Raw genomic sequence first — 16,498 nt, 5'->3', positions numbered from 1 at the left:
CCACCGGCCTGCTTCTAGAGCAGATCCGCGGCGGAGGAAAACCACCAGCCCGATCAAGTTGCGCGTGAAAACAAAAAGCTAGAGAGGACCCTGAGCGGTCAGGCTTCATCTCGGCAGGTGAGGATGCTCGCCCACCGTCAGAGCGAGAGCGGAGCGAGGGGCGCCACAGCGCGCCTGGGCGGGAGAATCGCCCGCGCTGCCGCCACGGCCCCGCGGCGCAGGAGCGGGCCGGAATTTGAAGCCGGCAGCGGAGAGGCGTAAGCCTCCCCCGGCGCCCGCCGCCGCTTTCGTCTCACCGCCCCGAGGTTGCCCGATGCCGAAGCGCCTATCCGCCCTCCTGCCGGCCGCGGCCCTGCTGCTCGTCGCCGCCGCCATGCTGCGCCCAGCCGCCGCCCAAGCGGCCGATCCATCGAGCGCGCCGCAGGCGGCCACCACGCCAGCCGCCCCGCCGGCAGCCGCCGTGCCGCCCGGCCTGCTCGGCGCCTGGGGGGATGACAGCAGCTGCACCGCTGATGTCGCGATCTTCCGCGCCGATGGCACCGTCTCGCTCCCCGGCGCGCCGCCGGATGCGCCGGTGACGCGCTTTACCGTCGATGGCCCGAGCATCACCTTCACCCAAGGCTCCCGCCGCGGCACCTTCGCCTTCGGGCTGACAGACTCGGCGGTCGCCTGGTCGAACGGCGCGAGCCTGGTGCTGAAGAGCCGCTGCGCCAACCAGGCCGCCTTCCTGGGCGGCAGCGCACCGGCACCCTCACCGAGCACCGCTGCCGCGGGCGCCGCCGCCGCGGCCGAGAGCCAGGGCTCGCTCTTCGATCGGGTGCGGGCACTCGCCGCGGCGCCCCTCGTCTTCGGCGGGCTGCCCATCAAGGTGCTGAGGGTGACGGCCACACGCGCCGCCGCCCACCCGGCCACCGGCCCGATCTATGACGCAATCACCGCCGAGCCCGACCCGGCGGCGACCGGCCCGGGCGCCACACTCCTCTACCGCATCTTCCCGACCGTGGCGGCAGCGGCGGCCTATGCGACGCCCGCGCCCGAACGCGCCACCAGCTTCCTGCGGGATGAGCGCGCGCCCGGCGCGCATTTCGGCCTCGCAAGCGCGACCGATAACGGCCCACCCGGCCATCCCGCACCACCGGTAGCCATCGCCTGCATCCGCCTGCATCTTCTGGCGACGGAGAAGCTGCGCATCGCCTGTTTCGCGCATATGCCGGGCAGCCGCCTCGTCGCCGGCGGGGCGCAGAGCTTCCCCCTGCCCCCGGGCACCGCGGCGACTGACCTCGGCGCCAAGGCCGATCTCGCCGAAGTGCTCGACCTCACGAGCCTCGCGATCGACCAGCTTCGCACGCTCACAGCCCAGAATTGAGGGCACCGAAGGCGCCCGCAACCGGCGCCTATCGCCCCCGATGGCCGGACATCTCGGCCCCCGCCTCGGCCGGGAGGCGGAGCGCCAGCCAGGTCGCCGGCAGCATGGCGAGCGCGATGGTGATAAAGGCGAAGGAGAAGGCCGGCAGGGTCGGCCGCTCAGGCCCCGCCACCAGCCCGGCGAGGGCGAGCGCCGCAGCGCCGACCGTTACGCCCAAGGTCAGCGAAAGCTGCTGCAAGGTGCTGTAGAAGCTCGTCGCGGCGCTCATCCGCTCGTCCGGGATATCGGCATAGGCGATGCTGTTGTAGGCGGTGAACTGGACCGAGCGGAAGACGCCGCCCACCAGCAGCACGGCATAGATCGGCAGCAGCGGCCAGGCGGGCCGGAAGGCCGCGATCAGCGCCACGAACACCGTCGCGATCAGCCCGTTGAAGGCGAGGACGGAGCGGAAGCCGAAACGCTGCAACAGGGGCTGGGCGATCGGCTTGGTGAGCAGCGCGCCCGCCGCACTCACGAAGGTCACGAGGCCGCTATGCAGCGGGCTGAGGCCGAAGCCGAGTTGCAGCATCAGCGGCAGCAGGAAGGGCAAGGCGCCGATGCCGATGCGAAAGCAAGAGCCGGCATAGACCGAGATCGCGAAGGTCGGGATGCGGAGCAGCGAGACATCGAGGAGCGGATGGCGACTGCGCCGGGCATGGCGGAGATAGAGCAGCGCCGCGATGAGGCCGATGGCGGTCAACCCGCCGGCAATCGGCAGCGGCAGCGCGCCGCGGCCGAAGGAGGAGAGGCCCATGATCAGCCCGGCCATGCCGATGCCGGCGAGAACCTGGCCGATGAGATCGAAGCGCCCCGGCACCACCCCCTCATCCTCGCCGATGAAGCGGGTGACGAGCACGACGCCGAGGATGCCGATCGGGATATTGATGTCGAAGATCCAGTGCCAGGAGAGCGCGGTGACAAGAAACCCGCCGACCGGCGGGCCGATCACCGGGCCGAACAGCGCCGGCATGGTGAGCCAGGACATGGCCGCCAGCAGATCCGCCTTGCCGACCCGGCGCAGCAGCAGCAGGCGGCCGACGGGGATCATCATCGCGCCCCCTATCCCTTGCAGGACGCGGGCGAGCACCAGCATCCCGAGATTGGGCGCCAGCGAGCAGGCGAGCGAGGCGAGGGTGAAGACGGTGATCGCGGCGCGAAAGACGGTGCGGGCGCCGAAGCGGTCCGCCACCCAGCCGCTGGCCGGGATGAAGGCGGCGAGGCTCACCAGATAGGAGGTGATGACGATATTCATCGTCACCGGGGCGACGTCGAAGGCCTGCGCCATGCGCGGCAGCGCGGTCGCCACCACCGTCGAATCGAGGTTCTGCATGAAGAGCGCGGAGGCGATGATGAGCGCCGTCGTCCGCATCTCGCGGGGCAATGCGCCCCGCTTCGGCCGCGCCGCGGCGGCGGCGGCCGAAGGGTTGGTCTCTAGCTTGTCGCGAGGCGCCCCGTCGCCGCCAGGGCGGCGGAGCCGGGGCAAGGCCTCAGGCCTCCACCTCGCTGCCATCCTGGCTCCAGCGGGTATGGAAGGAGCCTTCGCGATCCAGCCGGCGGTAGGTATGGGCGCCGAAATAATCCCGCAGGCCCTGGAGCAGATTGGCAGGGCCACGGGCGCGGCGGAGACCGTCGTAATAGGCGAGCGAGGAGGAGAAAGCCGGCACGGCCACGCCATTCTCGACCGCGAGGAGGATCACCCGCCGCCAGGCCGCTTCGGCCTTCACCACCGCATCGCGGAAGTAATCGTCGAGCAGCAGGTTGGAGAGCTTGGGATCACGGTCATAGGCTTCGCGGATCCGGTCGAGGAAGCGGGCGCGGATGATGCAGCCGCCGCGCCAGATCGTCGCCATATCGCCGAGCGTCAGGTTCCAGCCATATTGGTTGGAGGCGACGGCCATCTGCTCGAAGCCCTGCGCATAGGCCACGATCTTGGAGGCGTAGAGCGCATCGCGGATGGCGTCGATCTCCGCCCGTTCGGGCTTGCGGGTCTCGACCTTCGGGTGCGGCAGCTTCTTCTCAGCTTCCGCCCGCATCGCCCGCCTGCCGGAAAGCGCACGGGCAAAGACGGCCTCGGTAATCGCCGTTACCGGCACGCCGAGTTCGAGCGCGTTCTGCGCCGTCCAGCGGCCGGTGCCCTTCTGCTCCGCCTCATCGACGATGCTATCGACCAGCGGCTTGCCGGTGCCGTCCGTCTTGCGCAGCACGGCGGCGGTGATTTCGATGAGGTAGCTGTCGAGGTCGCCCTGCTTCCAATCGGCGAAGATATCGCCCATCGCCTTGGCATCGAGGCCGTAGAGCGTCTGCATGAGGTCGTAGGCCTCGGTGATGAGCTGCATATCGGCATATTCGATGCCGTTATGCACCATCTTCACGTAATGGCCGGCGCCATCGGGCCCGATATAGGTGCAGCAGGGCGTGCCATCGACCTGGGCTGCCATCTTCAGCACGATCGGCTCGATCCGCTCATAGGCGCCACGCTCGCCGCCCGGCATCATCGAGGGGCCTTCCAGCGCCCCTTCCTCGCCACCCGAAACACCCATGCCGATGAAGCGCAGCCCGGCTTCCTGGCAGCGCTTATGGCGACGCGCGGTATCCGTGTAGAGCGAATTGCCGCCGTCGATGATGATATCGTCCGGATCCAGATGGCCGATGAGGTCCTCGATCATGTCATCCACCGGCTTGCCGGCCTTGACCATGATGATGATGGCGCGCGGCTTGGAGAGGGAGGCGATGAATTCCTCGATCGTCTTGGCGGGATAGAAGCGCCCTTCCGAGCCATGCTCGGCCATCAGCTTCTCCGTCCGCTCGTGGCTGCGGTTGAAGAGGGCGACGCCGAAGCCCTTGCGCGCCGCGTTGCGGGCGAGGTTGGCGCCCATCACCGCCAGCCCCAAGACGCCGATATCCGCTTTCCCGCTGCTCGCCTGCTCGCTCATGCTCATTCCCCCACTCCGGTCTTGGCGGCATCCCGGGCGGGTGCCGCCTTTGCTGACAGGTTTGATCTGCCGCGAGCCTAATGCGCCCGGCGCAATACACCAGGGGGGCCCGCGCATAACCCGCCAGCGAGAAGGGCGGGGCGGGCGGGCGGCTGCGTAAAAATCGCATGTTCGTTTTATGACGCCGCGCCAGGCTCACGATTTTGTTTAACATGCCCGAACCAAAGCGGAGAGCGAGAGAGGGAGACCAGGAGATGAGCGCGCTTTCGCAAAGCCCGGCGCCGAGCCCCGCCCACGGGCTGCTCTGCCCGAGCTGCCGGGTGGATCTGGTGATGAGCGAGCGCCAGGGCATCGAGATCGACTACTGCCCGAAATGCCGCGGCGTCTGGCTCGACCGCGGCGAGCTCGACAAGATCATCGCCCGCAGCATGGCCGAGGAAGCGCGGATGGCGCCGCCGCCTCCCCCACCACCGCTGGCCGAGCCGCGGGCAAGCTTCTTCGCCGGCACCGGACATGACGGCGGCGGACATGATGCAGGATCGCGAGAGGGCCATGGCCGGGATCATGGCGGGGGCCATGGCCGCGATCATGGCGGCGGGTGGGAGGATCGGCGCGGGGGCCATGGCGCCCAGGGGCGCGGCGGCAAGCGCGGCATCGGCTCCTTCCTCGGCGATCTGTTCGACTGAGCGGCCGGGCGCGGGCCGCCGCGCCGCAGCCTTCCGACCGACCCCGCGACCGAGGAGCGCTCATGGGCCACGGCCATTCCCACGCCATCGCCATGCCGGCCGGAACGGCGGCGGGCCGCCATAGCCGGCGGCTTGCCGCCGCCCTTGCGCTGACCACGCTCTTTATGCTCGTCGAGGTCGCCGGCGGGCTGTGGACGGGCAGCCTCGCCCTGATCTCGGATGCCGCGCATATGCTGACGGATGCAGGCGGCATGGCGCTGGCGCTGCTCGCCATCCGCTTCGCCCAGCGCCCGGCGACGCCCGCCAAGACCTATGGCTATGCCCGCACTGAGATCCTCGCGGCGCTCGCCAATGCCGTCGTACTGCTGGTGGTGACGATCTTTATCCTCTCCGAAGCGGCGCAGCGCCTCATCGCGCCGCCGGCGGTGGAGAGCGGCCCGATGCTCGCGGTCGCGCTCGTCGGCCTCGGCGTCAACCTCGTCAGCCTCAAGCTGCTGGCCGCCGGCTCCTCGGACAGCCTCAACCTCAAGGGTGCCTATTTCGAGGTGCTGAGCGACATGCTGGGCTCGGCCGGCGTCATCCTCGCCGCCCTCATCATCATGGCGACCGGCTGGCGGCTGGCGGATCCGATCGTCGGCGCCGGCATCGGCCTCTTCATCCTCCCCCGCACCTGGGGCCTGCTGAAGGAGGCGCTGCATATCCTGATGGAGGGAACGCCGGCTTCCGTCGATCTCGGGCTCCTGGAAGCGAAGCTGCGGGCGCTGCCCGGGGTGCTCGCGGTGCATGATCTGCATGTCTGGACAGTGACCTCCGGGCTGGACGCGATGAGCGGCCATCTCGTGGTGGCGGATATGGCCGCAGCGCGGGAGACGCTGGCGCGCGCCCAGGCGGTGATGCGGGCGGAATTCGGCCTCGCCCACACTACCCTGCAGATCGAGGATGCGGCCTTGCGGGCGGCGGAGGGCGATGGGCTGCATTGAGCGGCGGCAGCGCTCCGCCGCGCCACCTTCCGCTTGCAGATCCGCCCCGATCGGCCCAGCTTCCTCTTTGCAAACCGTCTGAAGGGAGCTTGCATGTCCGCCCTTGCCCGCGAAGCCTGCGAACCCTGCCGCGGCGGCGTGCCGCCGCTGCCCCGGGCCGAGGCCGAAGCCCTGCTCGCCGAGATCCCGCAATGGCGGATGAGCGCCGACGGCATCCGCATCAGCCGCGACTTCAGCTTCGCCGATTTCGCCGCGACCCTCGCCTTCATCGTGCATGTCGGCGCGGTGGCGGAAGCGGCGGGGCACCACCCGGATATCGCCTTCGGCTGGGGCTATGCGACGATCTCGCTCCATACCCATGCGATCGGCGGCCTGCAGCGCGCCGATTTCGTCCTCGCCGCCAAGATCGACGCGATCGCGCCCCCGCCCGCCACCTGAGGAGACCGCCCATGAAGGCCATCTGGAACAAGACCGTGCTTGCCGAGAGCGAGGATATCGAGACCGTGGAGGGCAATGCCTATTTCCCGGCCGAGGCCCTGCGGCAGGATCTCATCCGCCCATCCAGCCACACCAGCATCTGCCCCTGGAAGGGCACGGCGCATTATTACGATCTGGTGGTGGATGGCGCGGTCAATGCCAATGCCGTCTGGTACTACCCGGAGCCGAAGCCGGCCGCGGCCTCCATCCGCGGGCGCGTCGCCTTCTGGAAAGGCGTGGAAGTCTCCGCCTGAGCCTGAGCGGGCGATTATGAGCGACAGTGGCGGCCTGCGCGATCTGCCGATCGACCTGGCGGAGCTGAAGGCGATCTCCGCCCGGTCGGACGCGCGCGGCCTCGCGCGGCTGGCCCTTCATCTCGGCTGCATCGCCGCACTCGCGGCGCTCGTGCTCGCGCTCCGCGGCCACGGGGCGATCTGGCCCGCCATGGCGGTGCTCGGCCTCTTCGAGGTGGCGCTCTTCACGCCCCTGCACGAGACGACGCATCGCACGCCCTTCCGCGCGCTCTGGCTGAACCGCGCGGTCGGCTGGCTCGCGGGCTTCGTGCTCATCCTGCCGCCCGAGGGCTTCCGCCTCTTCCACATGGCCCATCACCGCCATACGCAAAACCCGGCGCGCGATCCGGAACTGCGCGGCGCCAAGCCCCTCACCCGCCTTCGCTACCTCTGGCTGCTCACCGGCCTGCCCTATTGGGCAAGCCAGATCGCCGGGTTGATCGCGGCCGCGCGCGGGCGGGCCGATGCGCCCTGGATCGCGGCCGCCGCCCGCCCCGCGGTGGTGGCCGAGGCGCGGGCCTATCTCGCGCTCTATCTCCTGCTCGCGGCCGGGGCGCTTGCCGCGCGCTCCCCCCTGCCGCTGCTGCTCTGGGTGATCCCCGTGCTGCTCGGCCAGCCGGTGCTGCGCGCCGTGCTGATGGCCGAGCACAAGGGCTGCCCGGAGAATGCCGACCGCCTGGCCAATACCCGCACCACCCTCGCCGGCCGCGGCTTCGGCCTGCTGTTCTGGAACGCGCAATTCCATATCGAGCATCATGTCGCGCCGGGCGTGCCCTTCCACGCCCTGCCACGGCTGCATGCCATGCTCCGCCCGTATCTGAAGAGCGTCGCGGCCAGCTACCCGGCCGCGCACCGGGCGATCCGCGCGGCGCTGACCCCTCCCGGTGAAGGCTAAGACTAAGGCTAATGCTCAGGCTTGGGGGTCAGGCCGCGCGGGGGCCGGCGCGGCGATCGGTCAGCATCGCGGCGATCATCCGCCGGGCCGGCGGCAGCGCCGCGCCGAGGCCGAGCACGGCATGGCGGGCGATAAGCGCGGGCGGGCTCTCCTGGGCGTAGAGGGTCGCGATGGCATTGGTCCCGGCGAAGAGCGGGAAGCTCGCCCGGCGATGCGCCGCCGCATAGCGCGCGAGGGTGGCGGGCGCCGCGAAGGCATCCCCCGCCGCGCGGATCTCGCCAGCCAGCAGGTGGGCGCCGGCGAGGCCGAGGTTGAAGCCATGCGCCGTCATCGGATGCATGCCGACGGCGGCATCCCCGATCAGCGCGAAGCGGTGGGCGGTGAAGCGGTGCGCATAGGTCGCGACCAGCGGATAGGCGTGGCGGGTGGAGATGAGGCGCAGCCGGCCGAGATGCCGGCGGGCGAGGCTGCGGCCCATCTCCGCCTCGAAGGCCGCCGTCTCCATCGCCATCAGGGCCTGGATCTCCGCCGGGCTGCGGGTGATCACCACCGAGGAGATGCCGCCATTGACGGGCAGCAGCGCGACCGTCTGGCCATAGGCGAACCACTCGGTTGCTGTTTCCTGATGCGGCGCCTCATGCGCCATGCGACAGACCAGCATGCTACGGCGGAAATCATGCCGGATGGCGCCGATGCCCTGCGCCGCGCGGGCCTGGGAGAAGCGCGTATCGGCGGCGACGACGAGCCGCGCGCCCAAGCTCCGCCCATCCGCGAGGTGAAGCGACGCCCCCTCCGCGCCGATCGTGAACCGGTCGAGCGCGACACCGGCGAAGAGATCGGCGGCCTGCGCCTCGGCGAATCGGGCATGCAGGCTGCGGCGGATGAGATGGTTGGGAACGAGGAAGCCGAGCGGCTGGCCGGCGACGGCGGGCGGCGGGGTGAAGACGAGGCCCTGCGGCCCGCGCCCGTTCAGCACCCGGGCGCGGGCGAGCGGCGAGACCGCGCCTTCCGGCAGCAGGGGCCAGGCGCCGAGTTCTTCCAGGATGGCGCGCGAATGATGCGTAAGCGCGATCTCCCGCCCGTCGAAAGCCGGATCGGCGAGCGCCGCCGCGCCCTGCCGCTCGATCAGCGCCAGCCGAAGGCCGGAACCCGCGAGGCTGAGGGCGAAGGCAAGGCCGACCGGACCGCCGCCGATGATCGCGATGTCATACATGAAGCACTCCCCCTCGAAGCCGCATCCTCTCTACCGCGCCTTGGCCGCCAAGGATGCAGGCGGCGGCGCATGACACCGATTTATGACCAGCGGGGATCATCCGCGGGGCGCGCATTCCTGATGGTTTTCTGAGGGATCCGTGAGGGTTTTCTGAGGTGTCTGCCCGCGCCGCCGCGCCCCGCCCCTCATCCCCGCCGCGCGGCGGCGACGATCTCGATCATCGCGGCGAAGCCTTCCGGCGTCCAGGCGGCGCGGCCGATGAAGAGCCCGTCCACCTCGGGCAGCGCCGCGAGTGCCGCGCCATTGGTGGGCGAGACCGAGCCGCCATAGATGATGCGCGTCGCCTCTGCCGCAGCCACCCCCCATTCGCCGCCCAGCAGATCGCGCAAGGCGCCGTGCCGCTCGGCGACATAGGCCGGCGGCGCGGCCTCCGCCTGGCCGATCGCCCAGCGCGGCTCATAGGCGAGGATGACGGAGGGAACGCTCTCCGCCGTCTGCCCGGCGAGTGCCGTGCGAAGCTGCGCCCGCAGCGTCTCGTCCGCCCGGCCGGCCGCCTTCTCGGCCGCGCTTTCGCCGAGGCAGAGGATGGGGGTGAGGCCGGCCGCGATGCAGGCATCGAGCTTGCGGCGCACCAGCGGATAGGTCTCGCCGAAATGCTCCAGACGCTCGGAATGGGCGAGTTCGGCGTAGCGGCAGCCGACCTCGCACAGCATCGGCGCCGAGATCTCCCCGGTCCAGGCGCCGCTCTCCGCCCAATGGACGTTCTGCGCGCCGATGCCGATGGCCGAGCCCGCGAAGGCTTCCGCCGCCGCCGGCAGCGAGACGAAGGGCGGCAGGACGAAGAGATCGAGCCCCGAGAGATCACGCCCGGCGAGCCATGCGCGCAGCCGCTCGGCATAGCGGCGGGTGGCCTCCGGGCCATGGTTCATCTTCCAGCCGGTGCCCACCAGGGGTTTACGCATGCTGCCCTCTCTGTCGTCTATGCAGGAAGACCTGCCCCTGAGCCGAGCCGGAGCCGCCGCGCCCCATGCCTGCCCCCGACATAACCGCCCCGCCGCCCGAGGACCAGACAGAGATCGCCATCATCGGCGGCGGCCCGGCCGGGCTGATGGCGGCCGAGGTGATCGCCGCGGCGGGCCGGCGCGTCACCCTCTACGACCAGATGCCGAGCCTCGCGCGGAAATTCCTCATGGCCGGGCGCGGCGGCCTCAACCTCACCCATGGCGAGCCGCTGGAGCGCTTCCTCACCCGCTACGGGCCCGATGCCGATCCGCGCCTGCTCGCCGCCATTCGCGCCTTCCCGCCTGCCGCCTTGCGGGCATGGGCGGAGGGGCTCGGCCAGCCGCTCTTCGAAGGGACGAGTGGCCGCATCTTCCCGCGCGCGATGAAGGCGAGCCCGCTGCTCCGCGCCTGGCTCGCGCGCCTCACCCGCCTCGGCGTGGGCTTCGTGCCGCGCGCCCGCTTCATCGGCATCGCGCCGGACGGCACCCTCCACCTCGAAGCGCGGCCGCCGCTGCGGCCCCGCGCCACGCTCCTCGCCCTCGGCGGCGCCTCCTGGCCACGGCTCGGCAGCGATGGCGGCTGGGTCTCCCCGCTCAGGGCGCGCGGCATCACCATCCGCCCGCTCACCCCGGCCAATGCCGGCCTCGCCATCGGCTGGAGCGCGCATCTGCGCCAGCATTTCGCGGGTGCGCCGCTGAAATCCGTGCGCCTTGGCTGGCGGGGAGAGGCCACGCGCGGCGACGCGATCCTCAGCGAATACGGGCTGGAGGGCGGCGCCGCCTATCCGCTCGCCGCCGCCATCCACCGCGCCGCGGCAGAGGAAGGGCCGCAGCCGATCACCCTCGATCTGCGGCCGGAGATGACGGAGGCCGAGATCGCGGCGCGGCTCGGCGCGCTGCGCCCGCGCGATAGCCTGGCGAACGGGCTCCGCCGCAGCCTCGCCCTCGCCCCCGCCGCGATCGCCCTGCTGCGCGAGGTGCGGCGCGATCTGCCGCGCGAGCCGGCAAGCCTCGCCCGGTTGATCAAGGCGCTACCGCTGACGGCTGACGGCACGGCAGGGATCGCCCGCGCCATCTCCTCGGCCGGCGGGATCGACTGGGCAGAGCTTGACGATCGCTTCATGATCCGGCGCCTGCCGGGCGTCTTCGCCGCCGGCGAAATGCTCGACTGGGACGCGCCGACCGGCGGCTATCTGCTGCAAGCCTGCTGCGCCACCGGCCTCGCCGCAGGGCAGGGTCTGCTCGACTGGCTGCGCCGGGATTGATATCCCGCTCCGCTCGCCAAAGGGATGCGACTCGAAGAGACATGACGATCGCGATCGAGATGGGGCAGACAACGGCCGGCGCCCCGGCCATGCTCGACCTGGAGGAACTGCTCGCCACCCGCCTGCTGGTGCAGGGCAATTCCGGCTCCGGCAAATCTCACCTGCTGCGCCGCCTGCTGGAGCAGAGCGCGCCCTGGGTGCAGCAGTCGGTCATCGACCCGGAGGGCGATTTCGTGACGCTCGCCGAGCGCTTCGGCCATCTCGTGATCGATGCCGAGGCGCATAGCGAGCAGGCCTTGCAGCTTGCCGGGGAGCGGGCGCGCAGCCACCGCGTCTCGACCGTGCTGAACCTCGAAGGGCTCGATGCCGAGGGCCAGATGCGCCGGGCGGCGGCCTTCCTCGGCGGCCTCTTCGACGTGCCGCGCGACCATTGGTACCCCATGCTGGTGGTGGTGGACGAGGCGCAGCTCTTCGCCCCCGCGATCGCGGGCGAAGTGTCGGACGAGGCGCGCAAACTCTCGCTCGGCGCGATGACCAACCTGATGTGCCGCGGGCGCAAGCGCGGCCTCGCCGGGGTGATCGCGACGCAGCGGCTCGCCAAGCTCGCCAAGAACGTGGCGGCGGAAGCCTCCAACTTCCTCATGGGGCGCACCTTCCTCGATATCGACATGGCGCGCGCCGCCGATCTTCTGGGCATGGAGCGGCGGCAGGCGGAGAGCTTCCGCGATCTCGAACGCGGCCGGTTCATGGCGCTCGGCCCGGCCCTCTCGCGCCGCCCGCTCGCCTTACGCATCGGCGAGACGGAGACGGCGCCGCGCACCGCGCTGCCGCGGCTGATGCCGCTGCCCGAGGCGAGGCCTGAGGATGCGGCGGCGATCATCCTCGCAGCCCCGCCGCCCGAGGCGCGGCTCTCGCCCCGCCGTGCGCCGGTGGCGCCGCCGCCCGATCTGCTGGCGCAGCTAATGGCGGCGCGGCCGGCCGCCGAAGCGCCGAGCGGCGCGGCCGCGGAGGAGGCGGCGGCGGAGACGCCCGAGGAGCGGGCAGTGCGGCAGGCGCGGCTCGACCAGATCCTCCGCGCGATCCTCGCGGACCCGGAGGCCGGGTTCCGCCCGGTCGGCGTGCTCTATCAGGATTTCCTCGTCCGCTGCCGGATCGAGGCTTTGGGCGCCGGCACGCCGGACCTGCCGCTCTTCCGCCGCATGCTGACCCGCGCCCGCGCCGGCATTACCGCCGAGATGGCTGAGGATGCGGTGTGGCGCGATGTCGCCGCGCGCGCCGCCGTGCTGCCCGAGGACTGCCAGGGCATCTTCATGATGATCGCGCGCGCCGCGCGTGATGGTGCCCCCTGCCCGGGGGACGCGGCGCTGGCCCGCGCCTATGGCACCCGCTCCCTCGGCCGGGCGCGGCGGCTGCTGACCTATATGGAGGAGCAGGGCCTCATCGTCTGCCAGCAGGATGGCGCCGGCCGGCGCATCGTCACGCTCGTGGAACTTGCCTGGGCGACCGCGCCGGGCGACCCGCATGCCGAGGAGCGGCTGACCGCCTGAAGGCCGGGGCGGCCCCGCGCCCTGTGCACTCTCAAACCGGCAGGCGGATGGTGGCGCGCAGGCCGCCGAGCGGGCTCGGCGACAGCGTGATCTCCCCGCCATGCGCGCGCACGATATCCCGCGCGATGGTGAGGCCGAGGCCGTGGCCACCCTGCGCGCCCCCGGTCTCGAAGGGGCGGAAGACCAGCTCGATCCGCTCCGCCGGGATGCCCGGCCCGTCATCATCCACCGTCACCTCGACCGCCTGGGCGGAGCGCGCGACGAGTGCCACCGCGACATGCGGGGCGTGCTTGGCGGCATTATCGACGAGGTTGGTGATGGCGCGGCGGATGGCATCGGGCCGCAGCGGCACCACAATATCGGCCGGCCCCGCGAGGCTGACCCGCGCGCCGGAGCGGCGGGCCGCGCTCACCACCTCGTCGAGGATCGCCGAGAGATCGGCCAGCTGCGTCTTCTCATCCCCCTCGCCGCGCGCGAAGGCGAGATAGCCGCCGATCATCCGGTCCATCTCTTCGAGATCGGCCGTCATATCCGCGATATCGGCCTCCGTCTCCGGCGTGCGCGGCAGCATGGCGAGGCTGAGCCGCAGCCGGGTGAGCGGCGTGCGCAGATCATGGCTGACGCCGGCCAGCATATCGGTGCGCTGGGAGAGGAAGCGGAGGATACGGTCCTGCATGCGGTTGAAGGCGAGTGCGGCGCGCCGCACCTCCCGCGCGCCCTCGGGGCGGATCGGCCCGCGATCGCGCCCCATGCCGAAGGCTTCCGCCGCGCGGGCGAGCCTGCGGATGCCGCGCACCTGGATGCGCAGGAACAGGCTGGCGATCACCACCAGCAGGATGGAGGTGCCGAACACCCAGGCGCCGAACAGGAAGAGCGACCCCGCCCAGAGGCGCTTGCGCGGGATGAAGACATGCACCACCCCATCCTTCTGCTGCACGCTGACGAGCACGTAGTTCGGATTGCTCACCCAATCGGTGGTGAAGGGCTTGGCGAGGTGCTGGCTCAGCGCCTCAGTCAGATCATCGTCCATCGGGCCGATGAGGTTGATCTCCTTGCGATGGACGAGCTTGGCGCCGAGATTGATCGTCATCGCCATCTGGAACTGCCGCTGGGCCGCTTGGAGCACGCGGTATTCGGCGGAGGGGGTGCGGTTCTCGTCCAGCTGGTCGAGGGTGAAGGCGATCTCGCCGGCGATGCTGAAGGCGAAGCGGCGCGAGATGATGCCGAGATGGCTGCCGTAGAAGACCTGCAGGATGACGAGTTCCAGCAGCAGCATGGGCACGAGGATGATGAGCAGGCTGCGCGCGAAGAGGCCGCGCGGCAGGAATTTCTTGAGAAACCGCTCCAGCCGCAGCCTCATGCCGCGACGCCGGCCCCTGCCGGGCGGGGCATCGCCCTCACAGCCCCGGCTTCAGCACATAGCCGCGGCCGCGCACGGTATGGAGGAAGCGCGGCTCGCGGCTGTCCTGCTCGATCTTGCGGCGCAGCCGCGTCACCTGCACGTCGATCGCGCGTTCCCCCGGCTCTGCCATGCCGAGGGCGGCAGCGATCTCTTCCCGCGAGAGGATTTCGTGCGGCTTGCGGGCAAGGGCGGTGAGGAGGGCGACTTCCCCGCCCGTCAGCCGGATCGGGCCCTGGGCGTTGCGCAATTCCCCGCGCGCCGGATCGAACTCCGCCTCGCCCAGGCGGATCGGCCCGATCTCAGCCGCCGTGGTGCCGGCGCTGGCGGCGGCACCAGCCCGGCGCAGCAGGGCGCGGACGCGCAACACGAGTTCATAAGGGTCGAAGGGCTTGCCGAGGTAATCATCGGCGCCCGCCTCGAAGCCCGCGATACGATCCTCCGGCGCGCCGCGCGCGGTCAGCAGCAGCACCGGCAGTTCCGCCGCCCCGTTGCGGCGGAGATCATCGACGAATTGCAGCCCGGTCTCGCCCGGCATCGTCACGTCAAGCACCATGAGATCGGGGCGGAGCGAGCGGAGGCTCGCCCGCGCCTCCGCCGCATCCGCCGCCGCCGTGACCCGGAAGCCATGTTCGGAGAGATAGCGCACGAGCAGGCGGCGGAGCCGCTCGTCATCATCGACGACGAGGATGTGAGCGTTGAGGCAGCCATCGGCCGGGCTGCCGGCGGCGGCATTGGCGGTGCCGCCCGACGCGCCACCGGGGGCCGACCCGCCGCCGCTCATGCCGAGCGGGCGCGGACGTCCCGCGCCGCCGCCTCCGCCGCGGCGAGATGCGCCTGGCCCGTCTCATCGATCAACGCGCGAAGGACGCGGCGGAAACCTTCCACCGCCGGGCCGCCCGCCTCCCGATAGGCGCGGAGCAGAACATCCCGCTGGCGTTCGAAGACGCGCCGTTCCAAGGCCGCTCCCTCCGCGGTCAGGCTCAAGAGGCGCTGGCGCCGATCGGCCCGGCCCGTCGCCTGGATGACGTAGCCATCCTCCACCAGCGTCGTCAGCACGCGGGCGAGGCTCTGCTTGGTGATGCCGAGAATCTCCACCAGATCGCTCACGCTGATGCCGGGCTGTCGGCCGATGAAATGCAGCGCCCGGTGATGCGCCCGGCCGAGGCCGAGCGTCTCCAGCACCTCATCCGCCGCATGGGTGAAGTGCCGATAGGCGAAAAACAGCGTATCCTGCGCCAGCCTGATCTCTTCCTCGCGCAGGAACAGCAGCCCCGCCCCGGCATTGGAGGGGGCGGGCGCGCTGGCAGGATGCGCGGCGGGAAGCGCAACCGGCGCCGCGTTCGGGAGCGGAGTGGGCGGCATAGCTGACATACTCGCAGTTTAAGACAGGTTTATTGACTAAACAAGAAAGCAGATCATAACCTGAGGGCGTTCTAAGCAACAATATTTCGGAAAACATACCAATGACGCTCGTTCCTTTCGATGACCGGGATGGCATGATCTGGTGGAACGGCGCGCTGCGCCCGTGGCGGGAGGCGAAACTGCACGTCCTCAGCCATGGGCTGCATTACGGCAGCGCCGTCTTCGAGGGCGAGCGCGCCTATTCCGGCAATATCTTCAAGCTTCGCGCGCATTCGGAGCGGCTGAAGCGCTCGGCACAGATCCTCGGCTACGAGATCCCTTACACGGTGGAGGAGATCGACGAGGCCTGCCGCGCCACCCTCGCCGCCAATAACCTGACGGATGCCTATGTGCGGCCGATCGCCTGGCGCGGCTCCGAGCAGCTGGCGGTTTCCGCCAAGCTTACCCGCATCAACCTCGCCATCGCCGTCTGGGCCTGGCCGAACCTCTTCGGCAACGACCGCATGAAGGGCGTGCGCCTCGGCCATGCCGAATGGCGCCGCCCGCATCCGCAGACCGCGCCCACCGCTTCCAAGGCCGCCGGGCTCTACATGATCGGCACCATGTCCAAGCATAAGGCGGAGGACGAGGGCTTCGACGATGCGCTGATGCTTGACTGGCGCGGCCAGGTCTCCGAGGCGACGGGTGCGAATATCTTCTTCGTGATGGATGGCGAGCTGCATACGCCGACGCCCGACTGCTTCCTCGACGGGATCACCCGCCGCACGGTGATGAGCATCGCCCGGCGCCACCAGATCAAGGTGGTGGAACGCGCGATCCTGCCCGAGGAGCTGAAACAGGCGAGCGAGGTCTTCCTCGCCGGCACCGCGGCCGAGGTGACGCCGGTGCGCCAGATCGGCGAGCTGGGCTTCACCCCGGGGCCGATCACCGAGAGGCTGCTCAAGGATTACGAGGCGCTGGTGCAGATGCCGCCCGAGCAGGTGGCGGCGCTGGCCGCCTGAAACCGCGGCCCCGACCGGGCCGTAACGGAATGGGCGGA

At 70.7% G+C, this 16,498-nt stretch carries 16 protein-coding genes; 9 read left to right on the top strand and 7 right to left on the bottom strand.

What is annotated here, in order from left to right:
- Positions 1–313: 313 nt before the first annotated feature.
- A complete protein-coding gene (locus ACYQ7X_RS00230; RefSeq protein WP_459694806.1) occupies positions 314–1,366 on the top strand; it encodes a hypothetical protein in 1,053 nt (350 codons plus the stop codon).
- A 28-nt stretch (positions 1,367–1,394) separates the two neighbouring features.
- On the opposite strand, the gene ACYQ7X_RS00225 is transcribed toward ACYQ7X_RS00230, so the two are convergent.
- Both ACYQ7X_RS00225 and gndA read right to left on the bottom strand, forming a co-directional pair.
- The gene (locus ACYQ7X_RS00225; RefSeq protein WP_459694805.1) at positions 1,395–2,786 is read right to left on the bottom strand and encodes a DHA2 family efflux MFS transporter permease subunit; all 1,392 of its coding nucleotides are present in this window, start codon (positions 2,784–2,786) and stop codon (positions 1,395–1,397) included.
- Between the two features lie 106 nt (positions 2,787–2,892).
- Complete coding sequence (gene gndA, locus ACYQ7X_RS00220; protein ID WP_459694804.1) at positions 2,893–4,344, bottom strand: NADP-dependent phosphogluconate dehydrogenase; 1,452 nt, start codon at positions 4,342–4,344, stop codon at positions 2,893–2,895.
- A 248-nt stretch (positions 4,345–4,592) separates the two neighbouring features.
- Here gndA and ACYQ7X_RS00215 point away from each other — a divergent pair, with 248 nt between their 5' ends.
- The 5 genes from ACYQ7X_RS00215 (at position 4,593) to ACYQ7X_RS00195 (ending at position 7,669) form a co-directional block, all read left to right on the top strand.
- Positions 4,593–5,024, top strand: coding sequence for a TFIIB-type zinc ribbon-containing protein (locus tag ACYQ7X_RS00215; protein WP_459694803.1), 432 nt, complete (start codon positions 4,593–4,595; stop codon positions 5,022–5,024).
- A 62-nt stretch (positions 5,025–5,086) separates the two neighbouring features.
- On the top strand, positions 5,087–6,004 hold the full coding sequence (locus tag ACYQ7X_RS00210; protein WP_459694802.1) for a cation diffusion facilitator family transporter: 918 nt from the start codon (positions 5,087–5,089) through the stop codon (positions 6,002–6,004).
- Between the two features lie 93 nt (positions 6,005–6,097).
- Complete coding sequence (locus ACYQ7X_RS00205) at positions 6,098–6,442, top strand: 4a-hydroxytetrahydrobiopterin dehydratase (RefSeq protein ID WP_459694801.1); 345 nt, start codon at positions 6,098–6,100, stop codon at positions 6,440–6,442.
- An 11-nt stretch (positions 6,443–6,453) separates the two neighbouring features.
- On the top strand, positions 6,454–6,735 hold the full coding sequence (locus ACYQ7X_RS00200; protein WP_459694800.1) for a DUF427 domain-containing protein: 282 nt from the start codon (positions 6,454–6,456) through the stop codon (positions 6,733–6,735).
- Positions 6,736–6,751: 16 nt separating this feature from the next.
- Positions 6,752–7,669, top strand: coding sequence for a fatty acid desaturase (locus ACYQ7X_RS00195; protein WP_459694799.1), 918 nt, complete (start codon positions 6,752–6,754; stop codon positions 7,667–7,669).
- A 28-nt stretch (positions 7,670–7,697) separates the two neighbouring features.
- Here ACYQ7X_RS00195 and ubiM read toward each other — a convergent pair whose 3' ends face one another.
- Positions 7,698–8,882: a 5-demethoxyubiquinol-8 5-hydroxylase UbiM gene (ubiM, locus tag ACYQ7X_RS00190; RefSeq protein WP_459694798.1), complete on the bottom strand. Its 1,185-nt coding sequence runs from the start codon at positions 8,880–8,882 to the stop codon at positions 7,698–7,700.
- 185 nt (positions 8,883–9,067) lie between these two features.
- Positions 9,068–9,844: a triose-phosphate isomerase gene (gene tpiA / locus ACYQ7X_RS00185; protein ID WP_459694797.1), complete on the bottom strand. Its 777-nt coding sequence runs from the start codon at positions 9,842–9,844 to the stop codon at positions 9,068–9,070.
- A 65-nt stretch (positions 9,845–9,909) separates the two neighbouring features.
- On the opposite strand from tpiA, the gene ACYQ7X_RS00180 reads away from it, so the two are divergent.
- A complete protein-coding gene (locus ACYQ7X_RS00180; protein WP_459694796.1) occupies positions 9,910–11,148 on the top strand; it encodes a BaiN/RdsA family NAD(P)/FAD-dependent oxidoreductase in 1,239 nt (412 codons plus the stop codon).
- A gap of 41 nt (positions 11,149–11,189) precedes the next feature.
- Positions 11,190–12,695 (top strand): helicase HerA domain-containing protein, encoded by a 1,506-nt coding sequence (locus tag ACYQ7X_RS00175; RefSeq protein ID WP_459694795.1) that lies wholly within the window; start codon positions 11,190–11,192, stop codon positions 12,693–12,695.
- Between the two features lie 31 nt (positions 12,696–12,726).
- Here the strand turns inward: ACYQ7X_RS00175 and ACYQ7X_RS00170 are convergent, their stop codons facing one another.
- The 3 genes from ACYQ7X_RS00170 to ACYQ7X_RS00160 are packed head-to-tail and all read right to left on the bottom strand — an operon-like array spanning position 12,727 to position 15,459.
- Positions 12,727–14,055, bottom strand: coding sequence for an ATP-binding protein (locus ACYQ7X_RS00170; protein ID WP_459694794.1), 1,329 nt, complete (start codon positions 14,053–14,055; stop codon positions 12,727–12,729).
- A 37-nt stretch (positions 14,056–14,092) separates the two neighbouring features.
- Complete coding sequence (locus ACYQ7X_RS00165; RefSeq protein WP_459694793.1) at positions 14,093–14,878, bottom strand: response regulator transcription factor; 786 nt, start codon at positions 14,876–14,878, stop codon at positions 14,093–14,095.
- The gene (locus ACYQ7X_RS00160; RefSeq protein WP_459694792.1) at positions 14,875–15,459 is read right to left on the bottom strand and encodes a MarR family winged helix-turn-helix transcriptional regulator; all 585 of its coding nucleotides are present in this window, start codon (positions 15,457–15,459) and stop codon (positions 14,875–14,877) included. Before ACYQ7X_RS00160 ends, ACYQ7X_RS00165 begins: the two co-directional genes overlap by 4 nt.
- 101 nt (positions 15,460–15,560) lie before the next feature.
- On the opposite strand from ACYQ7X_RS00160, the gene ACYQ7X_RS00155 reads away from it, so the two are divergent.
- Positions 15,561–16,460, top strand: a complete 900-nt coding sequence (locus ACYQ7X_RS00155; protein WP_459694791.1) for a branched-chain amino acid aminotransferase — start codon at positions 15,561–15,563, stop codon at positions 16,458–16,460.
- The last annotated feature ends 38 nt before the right edge of the window (positions 16,461–16,498 follow it).

The organism is Acidisoma sp. C75 (assembly GCF_054665095.1).
The sequence above is the reverse complement of the archived record's forward strand: the minus strand, read 5'-3'. Positions and strand labels throughout refer to the sequence as shown.